This is a genomic window from Amycolatopsis sp. w19 (assembly GCF_051373225.1).
Classification (GTDB): domain Bacteria; phylum Actinomycetota; class Actinomycetes; order Mycobacteriales; family Pseudonocardiaceae; genus Amycolatopsis; species Amycolatopsis japonica.
This window is the reverse complement of sequence record NZ_JBPQFM010000008.1, coordinates 284,468-306,010: the sequence shown is the minus strand read 5'-3', so window position 1 is coordinate 306,010 and position 21,543 is coordinate 284,468. Positions and strand designations below refer to the sequence as shown.

Genomic DNA, 21,543 nt, shown 5'->3' with positions numbered 1-21,543 from the left:
GCTGGCGACTTCGGCGGTGGCGCACGGCCTCTTCCACGACGATCCTTTCTCGATCGGGATCTCGGGTGGCTTTTCGTCGCCGCGAGCGGCGGATCTCATCAGGGACGCCGGACGGCCACGGCCCGGCGCGGCGGCCGCGGCGGGACGGGCGGCGGGCTTGGCCTCGTCGCGACGTTCCGGTTTGGTGCCCGGCTTGACCTTCACCGGGGCCTCGGGATCGCGTTCGCGGTAGATCCGGAAGATGCCGATCGCCAAGGTGACGCCGGTGGTGATGGCCATCGTCGGGAAGCCGTTGATCAGCGGCGTGCCGACGTCGAAGGCTCTCGAAAGAAGATCCGTGCCCTTGCTGCCGTCCGAGGTCAGGAGGATCACTCCCGGGACGGTCACGGCGAGGACCAGGGGCGGCTGCACCATCGGGCCGAACAGCCCGCGGCGCTGGACGGCCACCACCGCGGCCACCGCGCCGAGCGCGTAGCAGGCCTTGAACAGCAGCCCCAGGTCCTTCTGCATCATCATGTCGACGAAGGCGCCAAGGATGGCGAGCCCGAAGCCCACCAGGACGGCCGCCCACCAGGGCAGCCCGCGCCTGGCGCCGACGAGCGGACGCTCGTCCCAGGCAACGGGGACGTCGTCGGCATCAGGATCGCTCTGGCGATCGCGAATCGCGGTCACAGGCTCCACCGTATATCCAAGCTGCGGGCATACCGCCAACAGGCGGTGTGTCTATCGCCTGGTAGTGGTCATTCCGGACCACCCGGACGGACCGTCCGGGCACTTACCGGAAGTACTACGAGTAAGCGGGCGGCAAGGTTGTCTGCCGGGCCGAAACGGAGCTTGCGATTCCGGAAACCGCTGGTGAGGCGGGTGCGGTCGGTGCGCCGAGCGCCTAGGTACATGAAGGCCCCCTTCCTGTACCTAGACGCCATGAAGGGGGCCTTCATGTACTTGGGAAGGGGCCCTTCACGCGCAGCCGTTGTGACTTGCTGGTGCTCATGGGGGCTTGTGCGACGTGCCGCAAGTCCGTGAAGGCCTCCTTGAGGGACCCAGAGTCCCTCAAGGAGGCCTTCACGGACCGGACCTGGACCACCCACAGCCCGCACACTCACGAGGCGGGGAGTTCGTCCGCCTTCCTGATCAGCGGCACCGGCGCCGGGCTGCCCGCGGCGTCCGTCAGTGGCGAGACCGTGCTCCGGAAGCTCTCGAGCGCCTCCAGCTCCCGTCGCCGCGCCGAGATGAAACGCTGCAGGTGGGTGCTCGACAGGTTCAGCGCGTCGACCGCGTTGCCGGCGGCCCGGTGCGCGGCCGCGGCGCCCGCTCGTACCTGCTCGACGTCCTCGACCAGTGCCCGTTCGGTGGCGGCGAACAGCGCGGCGGAGGCCAGCACGGCGAATCCCGTCGGCCCGCACAGGAAGACCCGCCGGTCCAGCATCCAGCGCAGCAGCTCCGGGTCGGTGTCCAGCGCGGCCACCACGGCCGCGTCGGACGGGACGAACATGATCGTCCCGTAGATCGCGTCGGCCCAGCGCTGGTAGCCCTTGCCCGCCAGCTCGGCCGCCCGTGACCGGAGCTGCCGGACGTGGACGCGCAGCGCGTCCAGCCGTTCTTCGGGATCGTCGGTCTCGACGGCCTCGGCCCAGCAGGCCATGCTCGCCTTCGCGTCGACGGGGACCGTCCGGCCGCCGCCGACCCGCAGCACCATGTCCGGTTTCGCGGCGCCGCCGCCCGCCAGATCCGTCTGCAAGGTGAAGTGCAGCTCCTCGCGGAGCCCGAGCGCGCGTGCGGTCTCCAGGAGCACCTGCTCGCCCAACTCGCCCCGGCCGCTGATCGAGGCGAACGCGACCTCGTACCGGCGCAGCGCGAGCTGCTGCTGATCCGCCTTCGCCCGCTCGGCCGCGACCTGTTTCGCCGCCGCGTCCGCCCGCCGCATGCCGTCGTTGTACAGCCGCCACAGCAGCGCGACGGCCGCGAGCAGCAGCAACGCGAGCACGACGGCCGCGGTGGTGATCACCGTCGCCACCGGTACCTCCCCTCCGGATCCGAGTCGGAGGACATCATGGCGGAACCCACCGACAAAACCGGAGCGGCGCGGTCGCGCTCCGTATCTGACCTGCGTCGTCCCCGGCGTGTCGGAAAGCGCGGTGCCGCCAAGGGCGCGCCTCCGCTGTCCCGCCGGTGTGCGGCCCTACCTTGGGCTGCGTGAAGCTCCTGCACACCTCCGACTGGCATATCGGCCGCACCTTCCACGGCGCCGATCTGCTCGCCGAACAGGAAACCGTGCTGGGTCATCTCGCCGATCTCGTGGTCGCCGAGTCGGTCGACGTCGTGCTCGTGTCCGGCGACATCTACGACCGTGCGGTGCCCTCGGCGGAGGCCGTCCGCGTGGCCACCACGGCGCTGGGCCGGATCCGGCAGGCCGGGGCGAAACTGGTGATGACCCCGGGCAATCACGACTCCGCGCCGCGTCTGGGCGCGTTCGCCGAATTCGCCGCGGCGGGCGGGCTGCATCTGCGCGCCACGATCGACGGGCTCGCCGAGCCCGTGCTGCTGCCCGACGAACACGGCGAGGTCGCCCTCTACGGCATCCCGTATCTGGAACCGGAGCCCGCGCGCCACGCCCTCGGCGTGCCCGAGGCCCGCGGCCACACCGGCGTCCTCAGCGAAGCGATGCGGCGGATCCGGGAGGATCTCGCCGGGCGGCCGTCCGGGACGCGGTCGGTGGTGCTCGCGCACGCCTTCGTCACCGGCGGCGAGCCGACCGAATCCGAGCGGACCATCGCGGTCGGCGGTGTCGAGCAGGTGCCGGGTTCGGTGTTCGACGGCGTCGATTACGTCGCGCTCGGCCACCTGCACGGCCCGCAGACCCTCGCCGAGCACCTGCGCTATTCGGGCAGCCCGCTGGCGTACTCGTTTTCCGAGACACGGCAACGGAAATCGGTCTGGCTGGTGGAACTCGGCGCCGACGGGCTGGCCGAGGTCCGGCGCCACGAACTGCCGGTGCCGCGGCATCTCGCGATGCTGCGCGGCGAGCTGGCGGAGCTGCTTTCGGATCCGGAGCACGACGGTCTCACCGAACATTTCCTCTCTTTCACGGTCACCGATCGGGTCCGCCCGATCGACGCGATGCGCAAACTGCGTGAGCGGTTCCCGTACGCGGTGCACATGGACTGGCAGCCGGAAGGCGGGCACGACGGGGCCGCGCTGAAGTACGCCGAAGCCGTCCGCGGGCGGTCCGACGTCGAGATCACCCGCAGTTTCCTGGAGGACTGCCGGGGCTCCGCGCCCTCGGAGAGCGAGGAACGGCTGGTGCTGGCGGCGCTGGGCGCGGCGGGCAGGGAGCGCGAAGTATGAGACTGCACCGGTTGGAGGTCGCCGCTTTCGGTCCGTACGCGGGCCGCGAGGTGGTGGACTTCGACGCGCTCGGCGCGGACGGGCTGTTCCTGCTGCACGGTGACACCGGCGCGGGGAAGACGACGCTGCTCGACGCGATCGCGTTCGCCTTGTTCGGCACCGTTCCCGGCGCTCGCGGCGAGGTCAAACGGCTGCGCTGCGACCTCGCCGAGCCGGATCAGGTCACCGAGGTCGTCCTCGAACTGACCGTGCAGGGCCAGCGGATGCGGATCGCGCGCAACCCCGAGTACCAGCGGCCCAAGCGCCGGGGCGAGGGGATGACCGTCCAGCAGGCGAAGGCGGTGCTCAGCTGGGTCGGCACGGTGCCAGCCGGTCACGTGGCCGAGGGCATCACGCGGATCGACGAGGTCGCGCGCACGGTCGAACGGCTCATCGGCATGACGCACGAGCAGTTCTTCCAGGTGGTCCTGCTGCCGCAGGGCGAATTCGCGCGGTTCCTGCGCGCGAACACCGCCGAGCGCGAGGAGCTGCTGGAGCGCCTGTTCGGCACCGAGCGCTTCTCCGACGTCGAGGACTGGTTCGCGAACCTGCGTGCCGAACGCGGCCGCGAGTTGCAGGCCCGGCAGCAGTCGCTGCGGGAATGGGTCGCCCGGTTCGCGCAGGTCGCGGGGCAGGAAGCGCCCGAAGAGGGGCAGGCCGAGTGGGTCGGCGAGGTGCTGGCCGAATCGGCGCGCCGCGTCGGCGAGGCCCAGGAACGTGATACGAAGGCCCGGGCGGCGGCCAAGAAGGCCGAGGCCGTTTGGCAGGAGACCCGGTCGACCGCCGAACGGATCCGCCGCGTGCGCACCGCGTACACGCGGTTGTCGGTGATCGCCGAGCAGGCGGACCAGCGGGCGGAGTGGGCGGAAGAGGTCGAGGCGGCCCATCGCGCGGCCGGGGTGGTCGCCGAGGCGGATCTTCTCGAACGCAGGCTCGACCAGCTCGCGGAGGCCGAAGCCGCCGAGGCTCTCCGATCCCAGGAGGTTCCTGACGCGGCGGACAGTTCCGCCGCGGAGCTGCGCGCTCGGGCGGGCGGTTTACGGGAAGAGGCGGGCGCGCTCGCCGAACTCGTGGCGGAAAGCGAGCAGCAGCAACGGGATCTGGCTCGGCGCGAGCAGCTGACCGCCGTCGCGGACAAGGCGGAGAAGCAGGCCGAGGAATTCGCCGCCGAACTGGGTGCCGCGCCGGAGAAGGTCACGGCTTTGCGTGCCGAGCTGGCCGCTGCCGCCGAAGCCGAAGCGAAGCTCGACGGCGCTCGCGCTCGTGTCGACGAACTGACCGCGCTGGCCCGCGACGCCGACGAGGTGCCGAAGACGCGGCAGGTCGTCGAGCGGGCGCGGGTGGCGGTCAGCGAGGCCGTGGACGGCCATCAGCAGGCCCGGCAGCACCGGCTGGACCTGCGGGAGCGGCGTCTCGAAGGGATGGCGGCCGAACTCGCCGCCGGTCTCAACGCCGGCGAGGACTGCCCGGTCTGCGGGGCGACGGACCACCCGTCGCCGGCGACGCATACCGGTGGTCTGGTCGATCCCGAGGACGAACGGCACGCCGAAACCGCGGAACAGCAGGCGCATATGCGGCGCGAGAAGGCGAAAGCCGCGTTGCAGGAGGCCGAAAACCGCCTGACCGTCCTGATCGGGCGGTTGGGTGAGCACACCGCCGAGACCCTGCAGGCCGAACTCGGCGAGGCGCGCGCTCTGGTCGCCACGCTGTCGGAAACCGCACGCCGACGGCCCGCGCTCGAGACACAGGTCGTCGCCCTGGAACGGAAGATCGAGCAGCTGACCGAACAGCGCGGGGCGGCCGAGCGTCGTGCGGTCGAGATCGCGACCGAGGTACGCGGTCTGACGGAGCGGCTGACCGAACGCGAGCGACGGTTGGAGAGCGCACGCGGCGAGTTCGCCGACGTCGCCGCCCGGCGACGGCATCTGCTCGGCTTCGCGACCCGCCTCGACGCGCTCGCCGAAGCGCGGCTAAGTGTCGCGGGTGCCTGTGAGCGGCGTGACGAGCAAGCGAAACTGGTCAAGGAAGCGTTGCTGGCCAAGGGATTCGCCGATCTCGACGAGATGCGCGCCGCGGCGCGGCCGGACGAGCAGATCACGAAACTGGAGGCCAGCCTCGCCGACGCGAAGGTGATGGAGCGGGCCGCCCGCGAGGAACTCGCGCAACCCGACCTGTTCGGCATCTCGCCGGAGGACGAGATCGACGTCGGTGCTTCGGCGGACGCGGCGCGGGACACGCGAAGCGAGGCCGAGCAGGCGCTCGTGGCGCTGCGAGCGGCCACGTCACGGCATGCCGACCTGACGAAACTGGCCGAGCGGATGAGGTCCTTGATGGCGGATCTGGCGCCGGTCGAAGAGCGGTACCTCGAACTGAAGGCGCTGGCCGAGGTGGTCAACGGGCGCGGCCAGAACGCGCGGAAGATGTCGTTGCGCTCGTATGTACTGGCCGCGCGGCTGGAAGAGGTGGCGGTCGCGGCGACCGCGCGTCTGCGGACGATGAGCCAGGGCCGCTACTCCTTCGTGCACTCCGACGCGGCCGGGGCGCGGGGCACCCGCGGTGGCCTCGGGCTCGACGTGCTCGACGACTACTCCGGCACCATCCGGCCCGCGAAGACGCTGTCAGGCGGCGAGTCCTTCCTGGCGTCGCTCTCGCTGGCCCTGGGGCTCGCCGACGTCGTCGCCGCCGAAACCGGTGGAGCGCTGCTGGACACGCTGTTCATCGACGAGGGCTTCGGCACGCTGGACGCCGAGACGCTCGACATCGTCATGAACATCCTCGACGAACTTCGCGCCGGCGGGCGAGTGGTCGGGCTGGTGTCGCACGTGGAGGAACTGCGGCAGCGGATCCCGACGCGGCTACGCGTCCGGAAGGCGCGTACGGGCTCTTCGGTGGAGATCCACGCCGCCTGACCCCCACCCTCCCGCGCGCTAGGAAAGGCTCTTTCCTTGCAAAATTTGCAAGGAAAGGACCTTTCATGGCATTCGGGACGCGAGCTCAGGCGGCTTCGTGGGTCAGCAGCCACTGCTTCGCCGGAACACCCCACCGGAAGTTCCCCACGCCGCCGCCGGTCCGCACCACGCGGTGGCACGGCACGAACAACGCCGCCGCGTTCTTCGCGCACGCCGACGCGGCCGCCCGCACCGCCGCCGGGTTCCCCGCCAGCGCCGCGTACTCCGCGTAGCTCACCGGCTCTCCGGCGGGCACTTTCCGCAGGATTTCCCAAGCGTGCTCCCGGAAAGCGCCGGACCGTTGCCGCACCTCGATATCGGCGACGGCGTCCAGGTCGCCGTCGTGGTACCGGCGGATCGCGGTGCTCACCGGCCCCAGATCCCGTCGCTGTTTCACCTCGCCGGGGGCGAGCGACGGCGAGATCAGCGGCGTCAGTTCGGCGACGTCGCCGGTCCAGCCCGAGGCGAGCACGGCCCCGTCACCCGCCACGACGGCGGTGAACGGGCCGATCTTCGTGTCCATTGTGGACCAATAGGCGATGCTCATGGGTTTCCTTTCAAGCGCGCAGTAGGTACATGCCGGCGTACGAGGACCAGGGCTGCCAGGCCCGCCCGCGTTCGGCCAGCGTCTTTTCGTCGTCGGGGATGCCCAGCGCCGCCGCTCCACGGCGCAGCGCCGGATCCCCGGTCAGCAGGACGTCCGGCGCGCCGAGCACCCGCATCAGGACGTAGTCCGCGATCTCCGGGCCGATTCCCGGGAGCTCCAGCAGCTCCGCCCGCAACTCGGCCGGATCGCGGCCGACGTGGACCGACACCTCGTCCGCCAGCGCGCGGGCCACCACGGCCACCCGTTCCGGGCCGTGTTCGGCGACCTGGGCCGCCGTCGGGAACACCGTGGTCAGCCCTTCGAGTGACTCGTCGCAGCTTGGCACGCGTTCGCCGAGGCTCTCGGCGAGCGCGGCCGTCTCGGCGGGGGAGAGCATCGCGCGCAGCACGAGCTCGTCGCCGTCGACTGCGCCGGGCACCCGGATGCCGGGGATCGCCTCGACCAGAGGCGCGAGGGCCGGATCGGCACCTAGGACCCGCGAGACCGCCTCGGGATCGGCGTCGAGGTCGAGCAGCCGCCGCACCCTGGCCACCGCGCTGCTCAGGTCACGCAGGTCGGTAAGCCGCAGGTCGCAGCGGACGTGGTCGTCCTTCGCCGTCAGCCACACCACGCCCGTGCCGTGCGCGAGCCGCAGCGTGCGGCCGTAGCCGGTCACCCCGGAATCGTCGCGCGTCACGTGCTCGACGCCGGGGACGGCCCGGCCTGCCAGGAAGTCCAGCACCCCGGCCGCGTCGAACGGCTTCCGGAACGGCAGCCGCAGGCTCAGCCGGGTCCCGGTCGGCAGCTCTTCTGCCTTCCGTCGCCGCAGGCTCGCCGCCCGAAGCTGCGAAGGCGTCGTCGCGAAGACCTCGCGGATCGTCTCGTTGAACTGGCGGACGCTGGAGAACCCGGCCGCGAACGCGACGTCGGTCAGCGGGAGCCCGGACATCTCGATCAGCAGCCGCGCCGAATGCGCCCGATGCGCCCTGGCCAGCGCCAGCGGACCGGCGCCGAGTTCCGCGGTGAGGACGCGTCCGAGCTGGCGTTCCGAATAGCCGAGCCGCCGCGCGAGCCCCGGGACGCCGTCGCGTTCGACGGTGCCGTCCGAGATGAGCCGCATCGCCCGTGCGGCGAGGTCGGCCCGGATGTCCCAGTCGGGCGAGCCGGGGACCGCGTCGGGAAGGCAGCGGCGGCAGGCGCGGAAGCCGTGCGACTGCGCGGCCGCCGACGTCGGGTAGAAGCGGACGTTCTGCTGCTTCGGCGTCGACGCGGGGCAGGACGGACGGCAGTAGATCCCGGTGGTGGCGACGGCCATGATGAACTGGCCGTCGAACCGGGAATCACGGGCGGCGACGGCGCGGTAACACCGTTCGGTGTCGCGCCACACGGCCCGTTCGGCCAGGGTCTGCTCGGTCATGACCTCGATCGTGCCACCAGGTCGGAGGCGCGGCTGGCGGAAATCCGACACGGCGATCAAGGCCTCGGCGGATGGGGCAGCGGGCGGCACGTAGACTTCTGGCCCGTGAGTCTCACCCTCGGCATCGTCGGCCTGCCCAACGTCGGCAAGTCCACCCTGTTCAACGCGCTGACCCGCAACGACGTGCTCGCGGCGAACTACCCGTTCGCGACGATCGAGCCCAACGTCGGCGTCGTCCCGCTGCCGGACCCGCGGCTGGACCAGCTCGCCGAGGTCTTCGGCTCCGAGCGGACCGTGCCCGCCGTCGTGTCCTTTGTGGACATCGCGGGCATCGTGAAGGGTGCCTCCGAAGGGGCAGGCCTCGGCAACAAGTTCCTCGCGAACATCCGCGAGGCCAACGCGATCTGCCAGGTCGTCCGCGTTTTCGACGATCCTGACGTGATCCACGTCGACGACCGGATCGACCCGGCGAGCGACATCGAGACGATCAACACCGAGCTGATCCTCGCCGACCTGCAGACGCTCGACAAGGCACTGCACCGGCTCGAGAAGGAGGCGCGGACCAAGAAGGAAGCCAAGCCCGCCCTCGACAACGCGGTCAAGGCCAAGGAGATCCTCGACGGCGGCCGGACCCTGTTCCAGGCGCAGAAAGAGGTCGACTTCGAGGCGCTGCGCGAGCTGAGCCTGCTCACCACGAAGCCGTTCCTCTACGTCTTCAATGCCGACGAAGGCATCCTCACCGACGAGTCCCGTCGCGAAGAGCTGGCCAAGATGGTCGCCCCCGCGGACGCGGTCTTCCTCGACGCGAAGGTCGAATTCGAGCTGCTCGAACTGGACGACGAGGAGTCCGTGCGCGAGCTGCTGGAGTCCGTCGGTCAGCAGGAGCCGGGTCTCTACTCGCTCGCGCGTGCCGGGTTCCACACCCTGGGCCTGCAGACGTACCTGACCGCCGGCCCCAAGGAGTCGCGCGCCTGGACGATCCCGCAGGGCGCGACCGCCCCGCAGGCCGCGGGCGTCATCCACACCGACTTCGAGCGCGGCTTCATCAAGGCCGAGGTCGTCTCGTTCGACGACCTGATCGAGAACGGCTCGATGGCCGCCGCCCGGTCCGCCGGCAAGGTGCGCATGGAGGGCAAGGACTACGTCATGGCGGACGGCGACGTGGTGGAGTTCCGCTTCAACGTCTGATTCTCCAAGGAGTCAAGGGCATGAGTGCCGATCGCGACGTCTCGTTCATCGATCGCTGGGGTGTCCAGATCGAAGACGACATCTCCGTCGAGGCCTTCGGCGCCCTGCTCGACGCGCTCAATGACGACGACGATGCCGAGCACGTCGTCGTCGACATCAACGACAGCGACGACTGGTTCGTCGAGTTCACCCGCCGCTCCGTCTGTTTCCAGCAGGCGGAACGCGGCGGGGAAGTCGTCGGCACCCTCGACTACGCCGACCGCGACGAGGCGCTCGCGATCGCCAAGGAGTTCATCGACGGCGACTTCGAGGCTCTTCGCGCACGCTCCTGGAAGTCCGACAGGTGAATCACACGCCGTAGCGGTCCTGGAACATCCTCGCGGGTGCCTCGCCGTGCCGCGCCGTGTAGGCCGCCACGATCTCGTCCGCCACATCCTCACCGGCCTGAAGACGGACGAGGTACGGAACCGCCCAGTGCAGCTCGGCGGCGTCGAAATCCTTCTCCCACAGCGGGTTGAGCCCGGTCCGCGACTCGTCGAGCACAGCTGAGAGCGGAACCTGCCCGCCCGCGTTCACCGGATGCGGGCCCACCGAGATCGAGAAGCGGGAAGCGGCGCCCGCCGGGTGCACGGCCATCTCCATGGGGTGCGGGTGGTGGCCGGGCGCCGTGCGCGCGATCACGAGGAACCGCAACGGCCGCCGTTTCGTCTTCTTCATGCGGCCATTCGAGCACGCCGCCACGGACCGAGGATGAACCGCATGACGAGCCCCGCCCTCTCCCCGCTTGCCCGCGCTCTGGCGCGCACGGACTTCGCGGAGAACTGGTACCGCTGGTGCGACGCCCGGCGTGACTGGGCGGCCGAGGCGACGGGTGTCTACGACGAAGACTCCCTGTTGACCGCCAGCGGTGGTTTCGCCGCACTCCCCGTGGGTGAATTCATGCAGGCGTATCGCACGGCCGGCGCCGAGGTCTCGCGAATATCGACGGGCCCGCGCCATCGGTCGTTCGCCGTGGAGGTCGCCGCCGGAGACGTCGTGTGCAGCCTGACGGTCCAGCTCGGGCGCGGACTCAACTCCCAGGAGTGCCGCCTGGCGGTGCTCGCGGGCGGCGAGCGGCAGGGGGAGCCCGAGATGCTGCACGCGATCGCGCGCGCCATCCGGCTCTCCCAGGGCGAGCCGGAACCGGACCCGCCCTACCCTCGGCCGATCATCGGCAGCCGCGGTCAGCTGGAGGTCGTGTCGCGCGAGATCGTCGACGTTCTCGGCCAGGTCGCCCGAAGCCGGGCGTCATGACCGAGATCCTCTTCTCCCGTGAGAACGGTTGGATCCCGCGAGTGATCCGCGAGAACGGCGAGCTCGTCCTCGAACTCGGCGCCGGAGCCGACGCCAATCATGATCCCCGCAGGTTCACCCTCCCGATCTCGGAAGCCCATTTCGCGGTGATCCGCAGCGATCTGGTCCGGCATCTGCTGCTGTGGAGCGCGATCCTGCCGCTCTGCGCGGCCGCCGGGATCCGGGGGCCGCTCGACGAACGCGCGGCGGTCGCGTTGCTGGACCCGATCCTCCTCGGGGCGCCCGCCGAAGTGGAGTCGTTCTTCCAGGACATCCGCTGGGACGTACGACGGCTCGTCGCCCAGGGCGCGGACGTCGAACTGCTCGGGCGCGGACGGCTCTTCGCCGCGTTGGGTTCCGCGACCGAGCGGTCCGACTGGTCGCTCGTCCAGCGGTACGACGCCAACCGTGGGCGCGCCCGATGAGTTTCCTGCTGTGTTCGGAAGGACGACGATGAGGCCACTGACCTTCAGCGACGACAAGGAAAACGAGCAGAAGTGGGTGCCGGGCGGTGCGCGATCCGCGCCCGACGCGTTCCGGGAGTTCGTCGACCGGCACCGTGCCGACGACAACGCGACGTTCTGCATCGAGGACGAGGAGAACGAAGAGGCGCTGCTGCTCATGTACGACGCCGGCACCATCTGCCGGATCAAGGGCGCGCAGGACTCGCGGGTCGAGTACCGCCTCGTCACCAACGGTGGCGACTACCGGAGCCAGGTGGCCAACTTCGTCCGCGGCGGTTCGGCCGCGCTCGACCGCAGCGGGCCGTGGTTGCCGGACGTCGCCGCCCTCGACCGGGCGAGGCTCCGCTTCGAGTTCGACGGGTCCGTGTTGCGACGGACGCATCCGCGTGAGTTGCGCCGTCGTCTGGAGATCCTGACCGTCATCGACGGACACGAGCCGACGACGGTCGACGGGGTCACGCACTTCGGCTTCGGCAACGGCGGCGGTGACACGGTCAACGCCTGGTTCACCGCCGACGGGCGCGGCCTGGTGACGACCTTCGATCACACCAGCGCACTCAATTTCTACGAAGACCCGCAGGCACAGGCCGCCCTGTACGACGGCGTGCCGGCGGACCTCCTCGCCATGGTGAAGGACGCGCCCGAGACGGAAACGACGCTCGAGGTCGGCGGCCTGGTGGTCGCCGGCGGCGTCTTCACCTTCTCGGGACCCTGCGCCATGTCGGAAGGACTCGTGTCCCGGCTGCAGGAGGCGCGACTGGACGTCAGAGAGACCGGGGTCGGCTGGCTGCTGGAAGGTCTCCTCTCGTTGGAGGACTTCACCCCCGCCGCGGTGTCGGAGGAAGTGGCGTGGTGGAGCGACGAGGACATCGAGAAGGGGTTCGCCGCGGACCCCCGGGAACAGACCGCGCCGTTCGACCAGGAGACGGTGGATCGCTTCTGCAAGATCTGGGCCGATTCCGGGTACAACGATCGCTGGGACGTGCACTACGTCCTCTTCGACGGCGACACGGTCGAGGACGCGGGTGAGGCCCGGGACGAGCTCCTGGCCTTGGTCCGGACACTCGGGCTCGAGCGCGTCGACGCCCCGCCCGGCGCCCCCACCGGTGAAGTGTGGGTCCGCACCGACCCCCGTATCGACGCCGAGCTCGAGCGGTGGTCGTGACCTCGTCAGGGAAGGCCCCGGACCTGCCGCCCGGCGGTTCGGATGAACACGGACAGGGTTTCCTGGCTGTGTTCTTCATGCTGTTTCACGGCGGCGAGATCCGGAGCTCGATGCAGGGCCTCGATCGGCTCGAAGGTGGCGTCGACGAGCCGGAGGAGCTCGGAATCGTCGGTGAGCATCTGGATTCTGAGCCGCGCGTGATCGGCCGTCGCCCCGCGCTTGTCGGATTCCGTGTGCGCGGTCCGCATCTCCTCCTCCGGCGCCGAGCGCTGCCTGAGGAACCATTTCGCGATCACGCCTTGCCGCAGTTCGGTCATGGCCTCGGCGAAGGCCACGTACGCGGCGATCCGTTCCTGCCGAAGCCTCTCGTCGCGAGCGGTCCGCTCCGTTCGCCGCGTGTTCAGCAATCCGAGCAGGTACGTGAGGGTCGAACCGGCCAAGGTGCCGGAGATCGCGACCACGCTGGTCAGCACGCCGTTCATGGTCGGGATCGTAGGATCTCCGCAGCCGCGCGGTAACCGAATCCGAGGAGAACAGTGTCGAACGACGCCACCGTCGACCTCATCAGATCGTTGGTCGATGCCATGGGACCGGCCGACGGCTGGGAATCGCTGGCGATGATCCTGGAATTCGGGGAAGGGTTTCGCAGTGCGTATGGGTACGCGTACTCGCCCGGAGACGTCATCACGCCCGTGGCCTGCGAGTGGCCGAGGATCGAAGCCGCGGTGGACGCGTACCTGTGCGGCTACTACCAATCCGGCGACAAGCTGCCGGTGAAGCTGCGCCCGAAGTTCGGCTGAAAGGCGAAGACGATGGCACGAAAGCGAAAGACCCTTCCCAAGGACTTCCAGGAGATGCTGACCTCGGCATCGGTGGACGAACTCAAAGCCGTCTTCGGCAAATGCGAGCTCGACGCGCGGGGCGGCTACAGCAAAGGGACCGCGATCGGCTTCCCAGAGTGCCCGGACGAGCTCGTCGTATGGCTGAGCGAGCAGGGGCTCGCGGTCGACATCCCGGACAGCTACGGCAGGACACCGCTTCATGCGCGGGCTTCCCGCGGCGCTTCGAAGCAGATTCCTTTGCTGCTCTCGCTCGGCGCGGACATCGACGCGGTCGACACCTCCGGGAAAACGCCGCTTCAGGCGGCGGTGGAGAGACTGAGGGCCGGGTCCGCGCGAGTGCTGATCGAGCACGGAGCGTCGACCGGGATTCTCGACAGGCGCGGTGACTCGTTGCTGATGCGATGCCTGATCAGTACGGAAAACGCCTACCTCCGCGAGTCCGCCGAGATCGCGAAGCTGCTGCTCGACCACGGAGCGAGCATCACGGCCGAGATGCGCCAAAAGGTCGAGCGGATCGGTAGTGGCTTCGAGTTCCACCGCGAGACCTTCAACCGGGATCTCCTCGAAGAGACCGACGCCGCGCTCAGCGAGCTGTACCGGATCTTCGACGTCGAGCCGGTCGCGCGGCGGTCGAAGCACGACGGGGTTTCGCCGATCGTCGTGCCCGACGGCTCCTGGCAGGAGCGGCACAAAGCGCTGTGGGAGCTTCTCGTGCCGTCGAGCGGCGCGGGTGCGACGGTGCAGTGCGAGGCCATCCGCGTCACCGGCCGGATCTCCGACGAGATGTTCCGCAACGGTGGGGCGAACTGGGACCGGAGCTATCGCGCGATGGCCGACGCGTTCCCGGGTTTCCTCGCGCAGGGCGAACCTCTCGGCGAAGAAGAACTCCAAGAGGCCAAGGAGATCGCCAAGCAGGTCCGGTCGGGCCGCGGCGTGGACGGCCACCTCGATCGCTTGAGCGAGCTCGCCGTCGCTTGGGTCGCGAAGAATCCGGCCCCGATCGCCTTGGGAGCGGTGGACTACACACGCTGAGGAGTGCCGGGTGTCCCCGATGAGGACACCCGGCGTGGCTCACTTCCGCAGCAGGCTGTACGCGGCGGAACCGATCAGCTCCAGCGAAACCTGAAGCCGCTCAAGGGAAACGTTGTCCTTGATGGTGTCTTCCGGCGTGTGGTACGTCGGTTCCAGCAGCGCCGGGCCGGTTTCGCCACGCCAGCTGAAGTTGCCCGAAGCGATCCCGCGCTCGAAGAACGGCACGTGGTCGCTCGAACCGCGCGCCACCGGACCCTTGACCCGCGGGTCGTAGCCGAGCCGCTTGGCTGCGGCGTTGACGGCCGCGGTCGTGGCGTTGTCGGCACCGTCGACCGAAAGCAGCCAGTAAGTGACGGCCGGGTCCCAGCTGGTGGCGACCATGTCGTTCTGGAAGCAGCCCGCGATCCGCTGCGCCTCCGGGTCGGACAGGTTCTTGACGTAGTGCCGCGAGCCGATCAGCCCGTACTCCTCCGAACCCCACAGCGCGAACCGCAGCGTCTTGTTCGTCGGCAGGTACCGCAGGACGCGCGCCAGCTCCAGGCACAGCACGGTGCCGCTGCCGTCGTCGTTGGCGCCGGGGGAACCGGGGACGCTGTCGTAGTGCGCGGTCACCATGACCACGCCTTCGTCCTTGCCGGGGAACGTGGCCGGCCGCTCGGCGATGACGTTGTACGACGTCAGGTTCTTGTGGTGCGTGGCCGTCGCCTTGACCGTGACCGAGCCCTTGGCGAGCCGTTCGCGCAGGCGCTCCACCTGCACCTGGGCCAGGCCCAGCACCGGGATGGTGACCGGGGTGGCGAGCGTCGGGGAGAAGGCGGACAGCTTGCGGGCCGGGTCCGCGCCGATCCGGCCGAGCAGCACGGCGTCCGCTCCGCGCTGCGCCGCCGTCAGGTACGCGTCGGCCTTGTTCGCCACGGCGGCGATCAGCACGATCTTGCCGGTCAGGTCGTCGGGGAGGGTGCTGCCGTCACCGGCGTCGACGACGACGGCCTCACGGGTGACGTCCTGCGCGCCCTGCGGCGACGAGCCGGTCTGCCAGCTGTCGCGTCCGATCGTCAGGCCGCCGAGGAACTTGTCGGCGATCGGGAACGGCTGCAACGTCACCTGGTAGCGCAGGTCGCGAAGCACCTTCGCGATGTAGTCCCTGGCCCGCAGTTCGCCTTCGGTGCCGGCGATCCGGGGGCCGATCTTGTCGCTGAGCACCCGCAGGTGCTCCAGCGCCCGCCGCGACCGCACCCGCGCGATCACGGGATAGTCGCCGAAGTCCAGCGACGGCGGGAACTGCGCGCCCGGACGTTGTTGCGTGGCCGCGGCGGCGGTGCCGGGGTTCAGCCCGATCGTCGCCGCGCCCGCCAGTGCCACCGCGCCCGCGAGCACCTCACGTCTGCGCAGACCTGCCATGGAACACCCCTCACTTCTCGAAGAAACTCGTCCGAGTAGCCAATAGCGCGCCGGTCACCGGAGCAACCTCCGATCGTCCCCTTTTTCCGGTTCAGCGCACGGCGACCCGGCGGTAGGCCCCCGAGATGGCGACGACGCCGGAGACCGCCGCGGCGATCACCCCGCCGATCAGCAGCACGGTCCCGACGAAGGGGCCGAAGGCGCCGACGTCGGCGAGACGTCCCCAGAACGACCCTTCGAGCAGCGCGCCGACGAGGATGAACACCGGCGCGGCGACGCCGAGGAAGAGGATCCACCGGTACTTGGCGGCCAGCGTCAGCACGAGGATCCCGGTCACGCCGAGGATGAACGGGCCGGGCGGGATGTCCGGGAACCCCGGGACGCCCGAAGCGATCTGGATGATCAGGCCGGCGACGCCGACGAAGAGGAAGAAGGCGTTGGCGACGGCGGCGGTGGAACGGTTCATGGCGAGCTCCTCAGTGGGGTTTCAAGACCACTGAAGAGTCCCGCTCGCGGCGGCCGGGGGCGTCGGCCCGGAAGCGGCAATCAGGCCTACGCGGTTTTGCGTACGACCTCCTGATACCAAAGTGGTAGCATCCAAGAATGGCCATGACCTTGAGGTTGAACGACGAGCAGGAGCGCGCTCTCGCCCTGCTGGCGGAGGCCGACGGCGTGAGCAAGCACGAAGCCACGGTCCGGGCCATCACCGAGGCCGCCGCGCGCCGCGTCCGCGACGATCGTGTCCGGGCGCTGTCGAAGGACGGCCGGGAGCGCTACGCCGCCTTGCTCGACCGCCTCGCCCAGTGATCGAGTACCTCACCGTCGAAGACCTCTTGGCGCTCGCGGAGGACCTCCGGGTGCCCAAGATCCGCGATCTCGGGTTGCTCGACTCCGCCGCGCACCGGCCCCAGTCCTCGTTGATGGGGCAGGACGCCTATCCGACGCTGCACGAGAAGGCGGCGGTGCTGCTGGAGTCGGTCGTGCGCAACCATCCGCTCGTCGACGGCAACAAACGCCTGTCCTGGATGGCGACGTTCGTCTTCTACGGCCTCAACGGGTACGACCTCGACGCGCCGGAGGACGACGCGTACGACCTGGTCATCGCGATGTCCACCGGCTCACGCACCTACCGGGAAGCGGCGGCCGAACTGGCGGCGTGGGCGAGGGTGACTTCGAACGGGTGAGCGCGAGGCCTGCTCGGGTTAGCCGAGAAGACCGAGTACGACGATCGTCAGCAGCGTGATGGCGGCGGCGAAGGTGGTCACCCAGGCGCGCTGGGCGGCGGTGATGGAGGCGTTGTTCACGGCGGTTCCCCGGGGGAGAGAAGCGACAGGTCCGCCGGGAACAGCGCGTTGATCAGGCTCAGTGTTACCTTTACCGCACTGGTGTGATCAAGATCACTGATCGTGCTGGTGATGCCGTTCGCGCGCGGTGTACCAGAGCACTCCGGCGGCGGCCGCCACCATCGCGCCGAACGCCGAGAACCCCACCACGATCGCCTGCGTCATCACTCGTCCTTTCTCGTTGTGTCCCTACCGGGGTGACGTCCGAGAAGCGGAGTTGTGGCGCGGTCGTAGCGGACGTCACATGCCGGCGAGTACCCCGTCGATCTGCGACGCAAGCGAGAAGTCCTTCTCCGTCAGCCCTCCGGCGGAGTGCGTGCTGAGCCGGAACGTCACCGTCCGCCAGCGGATGTCGATGTCGGGATGGTGGTCGGCCGCCTCCGCCACTTCGGCCACCTTGTCCACCGCTTCGATGGCCTTCGGGAAGCTCGGCAGCTTCGCCGTCCGCTCGATGGTCACGCCGTCACGGGTCCAGCCGGAGAGCTTGGTCACGGCTTCGTCGGCCTGCTGGTCGTTCAAGATTTCCGCCATGACTCCATGGTGGTACGCCGTCGGCTACGCTGCACGTTTGCCACGGGTCCCCCCTTGAAGAACGCAGGAGGCTAGATGAAACGCGCCCTCCGCACGGTCGTTGCGGCTGGCACGGTGGCCGCCCTCGTCGCGGGCTGCTCGCTCTCCGGGAACACGGGGAACGACCCGCAGGCGCCGGCGACGGTCACGCTCGTGACACACGACTCGTGGCTCGCGCCCCAGGACGTCCTCGACGCGTTCGAGCGGCAGTCCGGGATCAAGATCTCCGTGCTCAAGCAGGGTGACGCGGGCGCGCTGACCAACAAACTGGTGCTCACCAAGGCGAATCCGATCGGTGACGTCGCGTACGGCATCGACTCGACGTTCGCCTCGCGCGCGCTCACCGAGGGCGTTTTCGAGCAGTACACCAGCCCGGAGGCCGATCGCGGCCCGCAGCGCTACTCCGTCGACCCCGGCCACCGGCTGTCCGCGGTCGACCTCGGCGACGTCTGCGTCAACATCGACACCAGGTACTTCGTGGACAAGGGGATCCCGGAGCCGAAGTCGTTCGCGGATCTGACCGACGCCAAGTACAAGGACCTGATGGTCGCCGAGAGCCCCGCGACGTCGTCGCCAGGGCTGGCGTTCCTGCTCGGCACCGTCGCCCAGTTCGGCGAGCAGGGCTGGCAGGGGTACTGGACGCAGCTGAAGGCCAACGGGCTCAAGACGGTCAGCGGCTGGGAAGAGGCCTACACCAAGGAGTTCTCCGGCTCCTCGGGCAAGGGCCCGCGCCCGATCGTCGTCTCCTACGCCTCCTCGCCCGCCGCCGAGATCGGCGACGACGGCAAGCCGCGCACGAAGGCGCTGCTGGACACCTGTTACCGCCAGGTCGAGTACACAGGTGTGCTGGCGGGCGGCAAACAGGTCGAGAAGGCCCGCAAGGTCGTGGACTTCCTGCTGTCGCAGCAGTTCCAGGTCACCGTGGCGAGCAACATGTACGTGTACCCGGCTCGTCAGGGTGTCGAGCTCCCGCCGGGCTGGGCGCAGGCCGCGCCGCTGCCGCAGCAGCCGAAGACGCTCGAACCGGCCAAGATCCAGGCCGGGCGCGAGCAGTGGATCGCGCAGTGGCGCACGCTACTCGAAGGCTGAACACCGGCAGGCCGACTTTCCGAGGGACCGGGCTGGCCGCACTCGCCGTGCTGCCGCTCGGTTTCCTCGTGGTGTTCTTCGCGTGGCCGGTCGCGGCGATCATCGGGCGGGGCTTCGGCTCCGGCGGCGTCGGCACGGCCATCGGGGACCCGCTGACCTGGAAACTCGCCGGATTCACCGTCGCCAGCGCCGGGGTTTCGACGATCGTCGCGGTGCTGGCGGGGCTGCCGGTCGCGTTCCTGCTCGCGCGGGTGCGGCTGCCGGGGGTCTCGCTGGTCCGGACGCTCGTGCTGGTGCCGTTCGTGCTGCCGACGGTCGTGGTCGGCCTGGCGTTCCGCGCGCTCTGGCCCGACGGCGGGCTGCTGCCGCTGGTGCTGGCCAACGCCTTCTTCAACGTCGCCGTCGTCGCGCGCACGGTGTCCGGGCTGTGGAGCCATCTCGACCCGCGCACCGTGGACGCGGCCCGTGCGCTCGGCGCGTCGCCGTGGCGTGCCTTCCGATCGGTCACGCTGCCCGCGCTCGCGCCGGCCATCGCCTCCTCGGCCGCGGTGGTCTTTCTGTTCTGCGCCACCAGTTTCGGGGTCGTGCTCATCCTCGGCGGCGCGAAGTACCGCACGCTGGAGACCGAGATCTACCTGCGCACGGTCGAACTGCTCGACCTCTCCGGCGCGGCCGCGTTGTCGCTGGTGCAGTTCGCCGCCGTCGTCGCCGCGCTCGTCGTGGGCGCGCTCGCGAGGCGGCGCCGGGAGAACGCGGTGCGGCTGCGTTCGCGGAGCGAGACCGCGCGGAGGCCGAGGGGCGGCGAGTGGTGGGCGGTGGCCGCCGGGCTCGCGGTGATCGCGCTCCTGATGACGCCGATCGTGGCGCTGCTGGTCGAATCCGTGTCCACTTCGGACGGTTGGAGCCTCGCCGGGTACGAAGCGCTGGCCGGGCAAGGCTCCCGCAACGCGCTCCAGGTTTCGGGCTGGGACGCAGCGTCGATGTCGCTGCGGACGGCGTTCGACGCGACGACGCTCGCGATGATCGTCGGCGTCCTGGCCTCGGTCGTGCTGGTGGCGTTGCGCCGCACGCCCGGCAGGCTGGCGCGGGGCATGGGCGAGACGATGGACGCCGCACTGATGCTGCCGCTGGGTGTGTCCGCGGTGACCGTCGGTTTCGGCTATCTCGTCACGCTCGACGCGCTGCCGGGCGACCTGCGGACGTCGCCGCTCCTGGTGCCGCTCGCGCAGGCGCTGGTGATCATCCCGCTGATCGTGCGGATGGTGCTGCCGGTGCTGCGGTCGGTCGACGTCCGGCTGCGGCAGGCCGCGTCGACACTCGGCGCGAGCCCCGGCCGGGTGTGGCGCGAGATCGATCTCCCGTTGACGGCGCGTTCGCTGGTCGCGGCGGCCGGGTTCGGGTACGTGGTCGCGCTCGGCGAGTTCGGCGCGACGAGCTTCCTGGCCAGGCCGGACGCGCCGACGCTGCCGGTCGCCGTCGCGACGCTGATCTCGCGGCCGGGGGAGCTGAACAACCAGATGGCCTACGCGGCCTGCGCGCTGCTCATGATCGTGACCGTGGTGGCGGTGGTGCTGATCGACCGGTTCGGCGCGGTCCGCGGGCAGAATTCGGTAGGGGAGTTCTAGTGTCGCTGTCGGTGCGGGATCTGACCGTCCACTATGGATCCTTCGCGGCGGTTAAGGACGCCCGGCTGGACATCGCCGACGGCGAGGTGCTGGCGCTGCTCGGCCCGTCCGGTTCGGGGAAGTCGACGCTGCTGCGGGCGATCACCGGGCTGGAGCCGCTGACGTCGGGCACCGTGCGGTGGGACGGCGAGGATCTCGCCGGTGTCCCGGTGCACCGGCGGGAGTTCGGGCTGGTCTTCCAGGACGGGCAGCTGTTCCCGCACAAGGACGTCGCTTCGAACATCGCGTTCGGCCTGCGGATGCACGACGTGCCGCGCGCCGAGCACGCGGACCGGGTCCGTGCGCTGCTGGAACTGGTCGGGCTCGTCGGCTACGAGCGGCGGAGGGTGACCGAGCTGTCCGGCGGGCAGGCGCAGCGCGTCGCGCTCGCCCGTGCGCTGGCGCCGGAGCCGCGGTTGCTGCTGCTGGACGAGCCACTGTCCGGTTTGGACGCCGGACTGCGGGAACAGCTGGCGATCGACCTCGCCGCCCTGTTGCGGCGCAGCAAGATCACCGCGCTGCTGGTCACGCACGATCAGGAAGAGGCGTTCACGCTCGCCGACCGCGTCGCCGTGCTCGAAGACGGCGAGATCCGGCAGGAGGGCGCGGTGCGCCGTGTCTGGCGGCAGCCGGTGGACGAGGGTGTGGCGCGATTCCTCGGCGTGACCACGTTCGTCGACGGGGAGGCTTCCGGCGGTGTGGTGCGGACTTCGCTCGGCGAGGTCGCGCTGCCCGACGTCGAGGACGGCGCGGTGCGGCTGGGGTTGCGGCCGCATGGGCTCCGTGTGGCTCCGGACGGCGTCGAAGGCGAGGTCGTCGCCGTGGTGCACCGGCGGGAGCACGTCCGGCTCGTGGTCGCGCCCGACGGCGATCTGTCCACAGTGGACGCCGTCGCGCCGGTCACCGCCGACCTGCGTCCCGGTGACACCGTCCGGCTCGCTCTGGACCCGGACGGCGTCGCCCAACTCCGCGTTTAGTCCTCTGAATGCGGTAGTCCGGCTGAATGCGGGTTGCTCTACTGGGTTCCCCGGCGGGCTCGCTAAGCAATTCATCGTTCGAGCCTGCTCGCGCATCGATGATGGTACGATTATTTCCGTGTCGAGGATCGAGTAATG

23 protein-coding genes are annotated in these 21,543 nt (G+C 70.0%); 14 read left to right on the top strand and 9 right to left on the bottom strand.

Going from position 1 to position 21,543, the window contains the following annotated elements:
- On the bottom strand, nucleotides 1–672 hold a 672-nt coding region (locus ACSMFO_RS19095; RefSeq protein ID WP_436459907.1), incomplete at its 3' end, for a DUF6542 domain-containing protein.
- Between the two features lie 430 nt (nucleotides 673–1,102).
- A complete protein-coding gene (rmuC, locus tag ACSMFO_RS19090) occupies nucleotides 1,103–2,017 on the bottom strand; it encodes a DNA recombination protein RmuC (protein WP_016337155.1) in 915 nt (304 codons plus the stop codon).
- Between the two features lie 179 nt (nucleotides 2,018–2,196).
- Here rmuC and ACSMFO_RS19085 point away from each other — a divergent pair, with 179 nt between their 5' ends.
- A complete protein-coding gene (locus ACSMFO_RS19085; protein ID WP_436459904.1) occupies nucleotides 2,197–3,348 on the top strand; it encodes an exonuclease SbcCD subunit D in 1,152 nt (383 codons plus the stop codon).
- Nucleotides 3,345–6,296, top strand: a complete 2,952-nt coding sequence (locus ACSMFO_RS19080; RefSeq protein ID WP_436459902.1) for an AAA family ATPase — start codon at nucleotides 3,345–3,347, stop codon at nucleotides 6,294–6,296. Before ACSMFO_RS19085 ends, ACSMFO_RS19080 begins: the two co-directional genes overlap by 4 nt.
- An 85-nt stretch (nucleotides 6,297–6,381) precedes the next feature.
- Here ACSMFO_RS19080 and ACSMFO_RS19075 read toward each other — a convergent pair whose 3' ends face one another.
- Both ACSMFO_RS19075 and ACSMFO_RS19070 read right to left on the bottom strand, forming a co-directional pair.
- The gene (locus tag ACSMFO_RS19075; protein WP_073844782.1) at nucleotides 6,382–6,882 is read right to left on the bottom strand and encodes a methylated-DNA--[protein]-cysteine S-methyltransferase; all 501 of its coding nucleotides are present in this window, start codon (nucleotides 6,880–6,882) and stop codon (nucleotides 6,382–6,384) included.
- Between the two features lie 10 nt (nucleotides 6,883–6,892).
- Nucleotides 6,893–8,338, bottom strand: coding sequence for a DNA-3-methyladenine glycosylase 2 family protein (locus ACSMFO_RS19070; protein ID WP_436459900.1), 1,446 nt, complete (start codon nucleotides 8,336–8,338; stop codon nucleotides 6,893–6,895).
- A gap of 105 nt (nucleotides 8,339–8,443) precedes the next feature.
- Between ACSMFO_RS19070 and ychF the strand changes: the two genes are divergently transcribed.
- Nucleotides 8,444–9,526, top strand: coding sequence for a redox-regulated ATPase YchF (ychF, locus tag ACSMFO_RS19065; RefSeq protein WP_073844780.1), 1,083 nt, complete (start codon nucleotides 8,444–8,446; stop codon nucleotides 9,524–9,526).
- Between the two features lie 20 nt (nucleotides 9,527–9,546).
- Nucleotides 9,547–9,873 carry a hypothetical protein gene (locus ACSMFO_RS19060; protein ID WP_436459898.1) on the top strand — a complete coding sequence of 109 codons (327 nt, stop codon included), beginning with the start codon at nucleotides 9,547–9,549 and terminating at the stop codon, nucleotides 9,871–9,873.
- 1 nt (nucleotide 9,874) lies between these two features.
- On the opposite strand, the gene ACSMFO_RS19055 is transcribed toward ACSMFO_RS19060, so the two are convergent.
- Nucleotides 9,875–10,243 (bottom strand): hypothetical protein, encoded by a 369-nt coding sequence (locus tag ACSMFO_RS19055; protein WP_436459897.1) that lies wholly within the window; start codon nucleotides 10,241–10,243, stop codon nucleotides 9,875–9,877.
- A gap of 42 nt (nucleotides 10,244–10,285) precedes the next feature.
- On the opposite strand from ACSMFO_RS19055, the gene ACSMFO_RS19050 reads away from it, so the two are divergent.
- The 3 genes from ACSMFO_RS19050 to ACSMFO_RS19040 are packed head-to-tail and all read left to right on the top strand — an operon-like array spanning nucleotide 10,286 to nucleotide 12,487.
- Nucleotides 10,286–10,819, top strand: coding sequence for a hypothetical protein (locus ACSMFO_RS19050; RefSeq protein WP_436459895.1), 534 nt, complete (start codon nucleotides 10,286–10,288; stop codon nucleotides 10,817–10,819).
- Complete coding sequence (locus tag ACSMFO_RS19045; RefSeq protein WP_436459893.1) at nucleotides 10,816–11,283, top strand: DUF6357 family protein; 468 nt, start codon at nucleotides 10,816–10,818, stop codon at nucleotides 11,281–11,283. Before ACSMFO_RS19050 ends, ACSMFO_RS19045 begins: the two co-directional genes overlap by 4 nt.
- A 28-nt stretch (nucleotides 11,284–11,311) precedes the next feature.
- A complete protein-coding gene (locus ACSMFO_RS19040; RefSeq protein WP_436459891.1) occupies nucleotides 11,312–12,487 on the top strand; it encodes a DUF6357 family protein in 1,176 nt (391 codons plus the stop codon).
- Between the two features lie 5 nt (nucleotides 12,488–12,492).
- Here the strand turns inward: ACSMFO_RS19040 and ACSMFO_RS19035 are convergent, their stop codons facing one another.
- Nucleotides 12,493–12,969 carry a hypothetical protein gene (locus tag ACSMFO_RS19035; RefSeq protein WP_436459889.1) on the bottom strand — a complete coding sequence of 159 codons (477 nt, stop codon included), beginning with the start codon at nucleotides 12,967–12,969 and terminating at the stop codon, nucleotides 12,493–12,495.
- A 54-nt stretch (nucleotides 12,970–13,023) separates the two neighbouring features.
- Between ACSMFO_RS19035 and ACSMFO_RS19030 the strand changes: the two genes are divergently transcribed.
- Nucleotides 13,024–13,287: a hypothetical protein gene (locus tag ACSMFO_RS19030; RefSeq protein WP_436459887.1), complete on the top strand. Its 264-nt coding sequence runs from the start codon at nucleotides 13,024–13,026 to the stop codon at nucleotides 13,285–13,287.
- Between the two features lie 12 nt (nucleotides 13,288–13,299).
- Entirely contained in the window at nucleotides 13,300–14,361 is a 1,062-nt protein-coding gene (locus ACSMFO_RS19025; RefSeq protein WP_436459885.1) for an ankyrin repeat domain-containing protein, read from the top strand.
- Between the two features lie 39 nt (nucleotides 14,362–14,400).
- Here the strand turns inward: ACSMFO_RS19025 and ACSMFO_RS19020 are convergent, their stop codons facing one another.
- Both ACSMFO_RS19020 and ACSMFO_RS19015 read right to left on the bottom strand, forming a co-directional pair.
- Complete coding sequence (locus ACSMFO_RS19020; protein WP_037340924.1) at nucleotides 14,401–15,762, bottom strand: M20/M25/M40 family metallo-hydrolase; 1,362 nt, start codon at nucleotides 15,760–15,762, stop codon at nucleotides 14,401–14,403.
- Between the two features lie 91 nt (nucleotides 15,763–15,853).
- Nucleotides 15,854–16,228, bottom strand: a complete 375-nt coding sequence (locus ACSMFO_RS19015) for a hypothetical protein (protein WP_436459883.1) — start codon at nucleotides 16,226–16,228, stop codon at nucleotides 15,854–15,856.
- 137 nt (nucleotides 16,229–16,365) lie between these two features.
- Between ACSMFO_RS19015 and ACSMFO_RS19010 the strand changes: the two genes are divergently transcribed.
- Nucleotides 16,366–16,569 carry a hypothetical protein gene (locus tag ACSMFO_RS19010; RefSeq protein ID WP_016337139.1) on the top strand — a complete coding sequence of 68 codons (204 nt, stop codon included), beginning with the start codon at nucleotides 16,366–16,368 and terminating at the stop codon, nucleotides 16,567–16,569.
- A complete protein-coding gene (locus ACSMFO_RS19005) occupies nucleotides 16,566–16,946 on the top strand; it encodes a type II toxin-antitoxin system death-on-curing family toxin (protein WP_436459882.1) in 381 nt (126 codons plus the stop codon). Before ACSMFO_RS19010 ends, ACSMFO_RS19005 begins: the two co-directional genes overlap by 4 nt.
- A gap of 399 nt (nucleotides 16,947–17,345) precedes the next feature.
- Here the strand turns inward: ACSMFO_RS19005 and ACSMFO_RS19000 are convergent, their stop codons facing one another.
- Entirely contained in the window at nucleotides 17,346–17,636 is a 291-nt protein-coding gene (locus ACSMFO_RS19000; protein WP_360128757.1) for a 4a-hydroxytetrahydrobiopterin dehydratase, read from the bottom strand.
- Between the two features lie 75 nt (nucleotides 17,637–17,711).
- On the opposite strand from ACSMFO_RS19000, the gene ACSMFO_RS18995 reads away from it, so the two are divergent.
- Genes ACSMFO_RS18995 through ACSMFO_RS18985 form a run of 3 tightly spaced genes read left to right on the top strand, consistent with a single transcriptional unit; the run spans nucleotide 17,712 to nucleotide 21,405 of the window.
- Entirely contained in the window at nucleotides 17,712–18,764 is a 1,053-nt protein-coding gene (locus ACSMFO_RS18995) for a thiamine ABC transporter substrate-binding protein (protein WP_436459880.1), read from the top strand.
- A gap of 47 nt (nucleotides 18,765–18,811) precedes the next feature.
- Nucleotides 18,812–20,389, top strand: a complete 1,578-nt coding sequence (locus ACSMFO_RS18990; protein WP_360082189.1) for an ABC transporter permease — start codon at nucleotides 18,812–18,814, stop codon at nucleotides 20,387–20,389.
- Nucleotides 20,389–21,405 (top strand): ABC transporter ATP-binding protein, encoded by a 1,017-nt coding sequence (locus ACSMFO_RS18985; protein WP_436459878.1) that lies wholly within the window; start codon nucleotides 20,389–20,391, stop codon nucleotides 21,403–21,405. The genes ACSMFO_RS18990 and ACSMFO_RS18985 overlap by 1 nt, the downstream gene beginning before the upstream one ends.
- Nucleotides 21,406–21,543 lie beyond the last annotated feature (138 nt).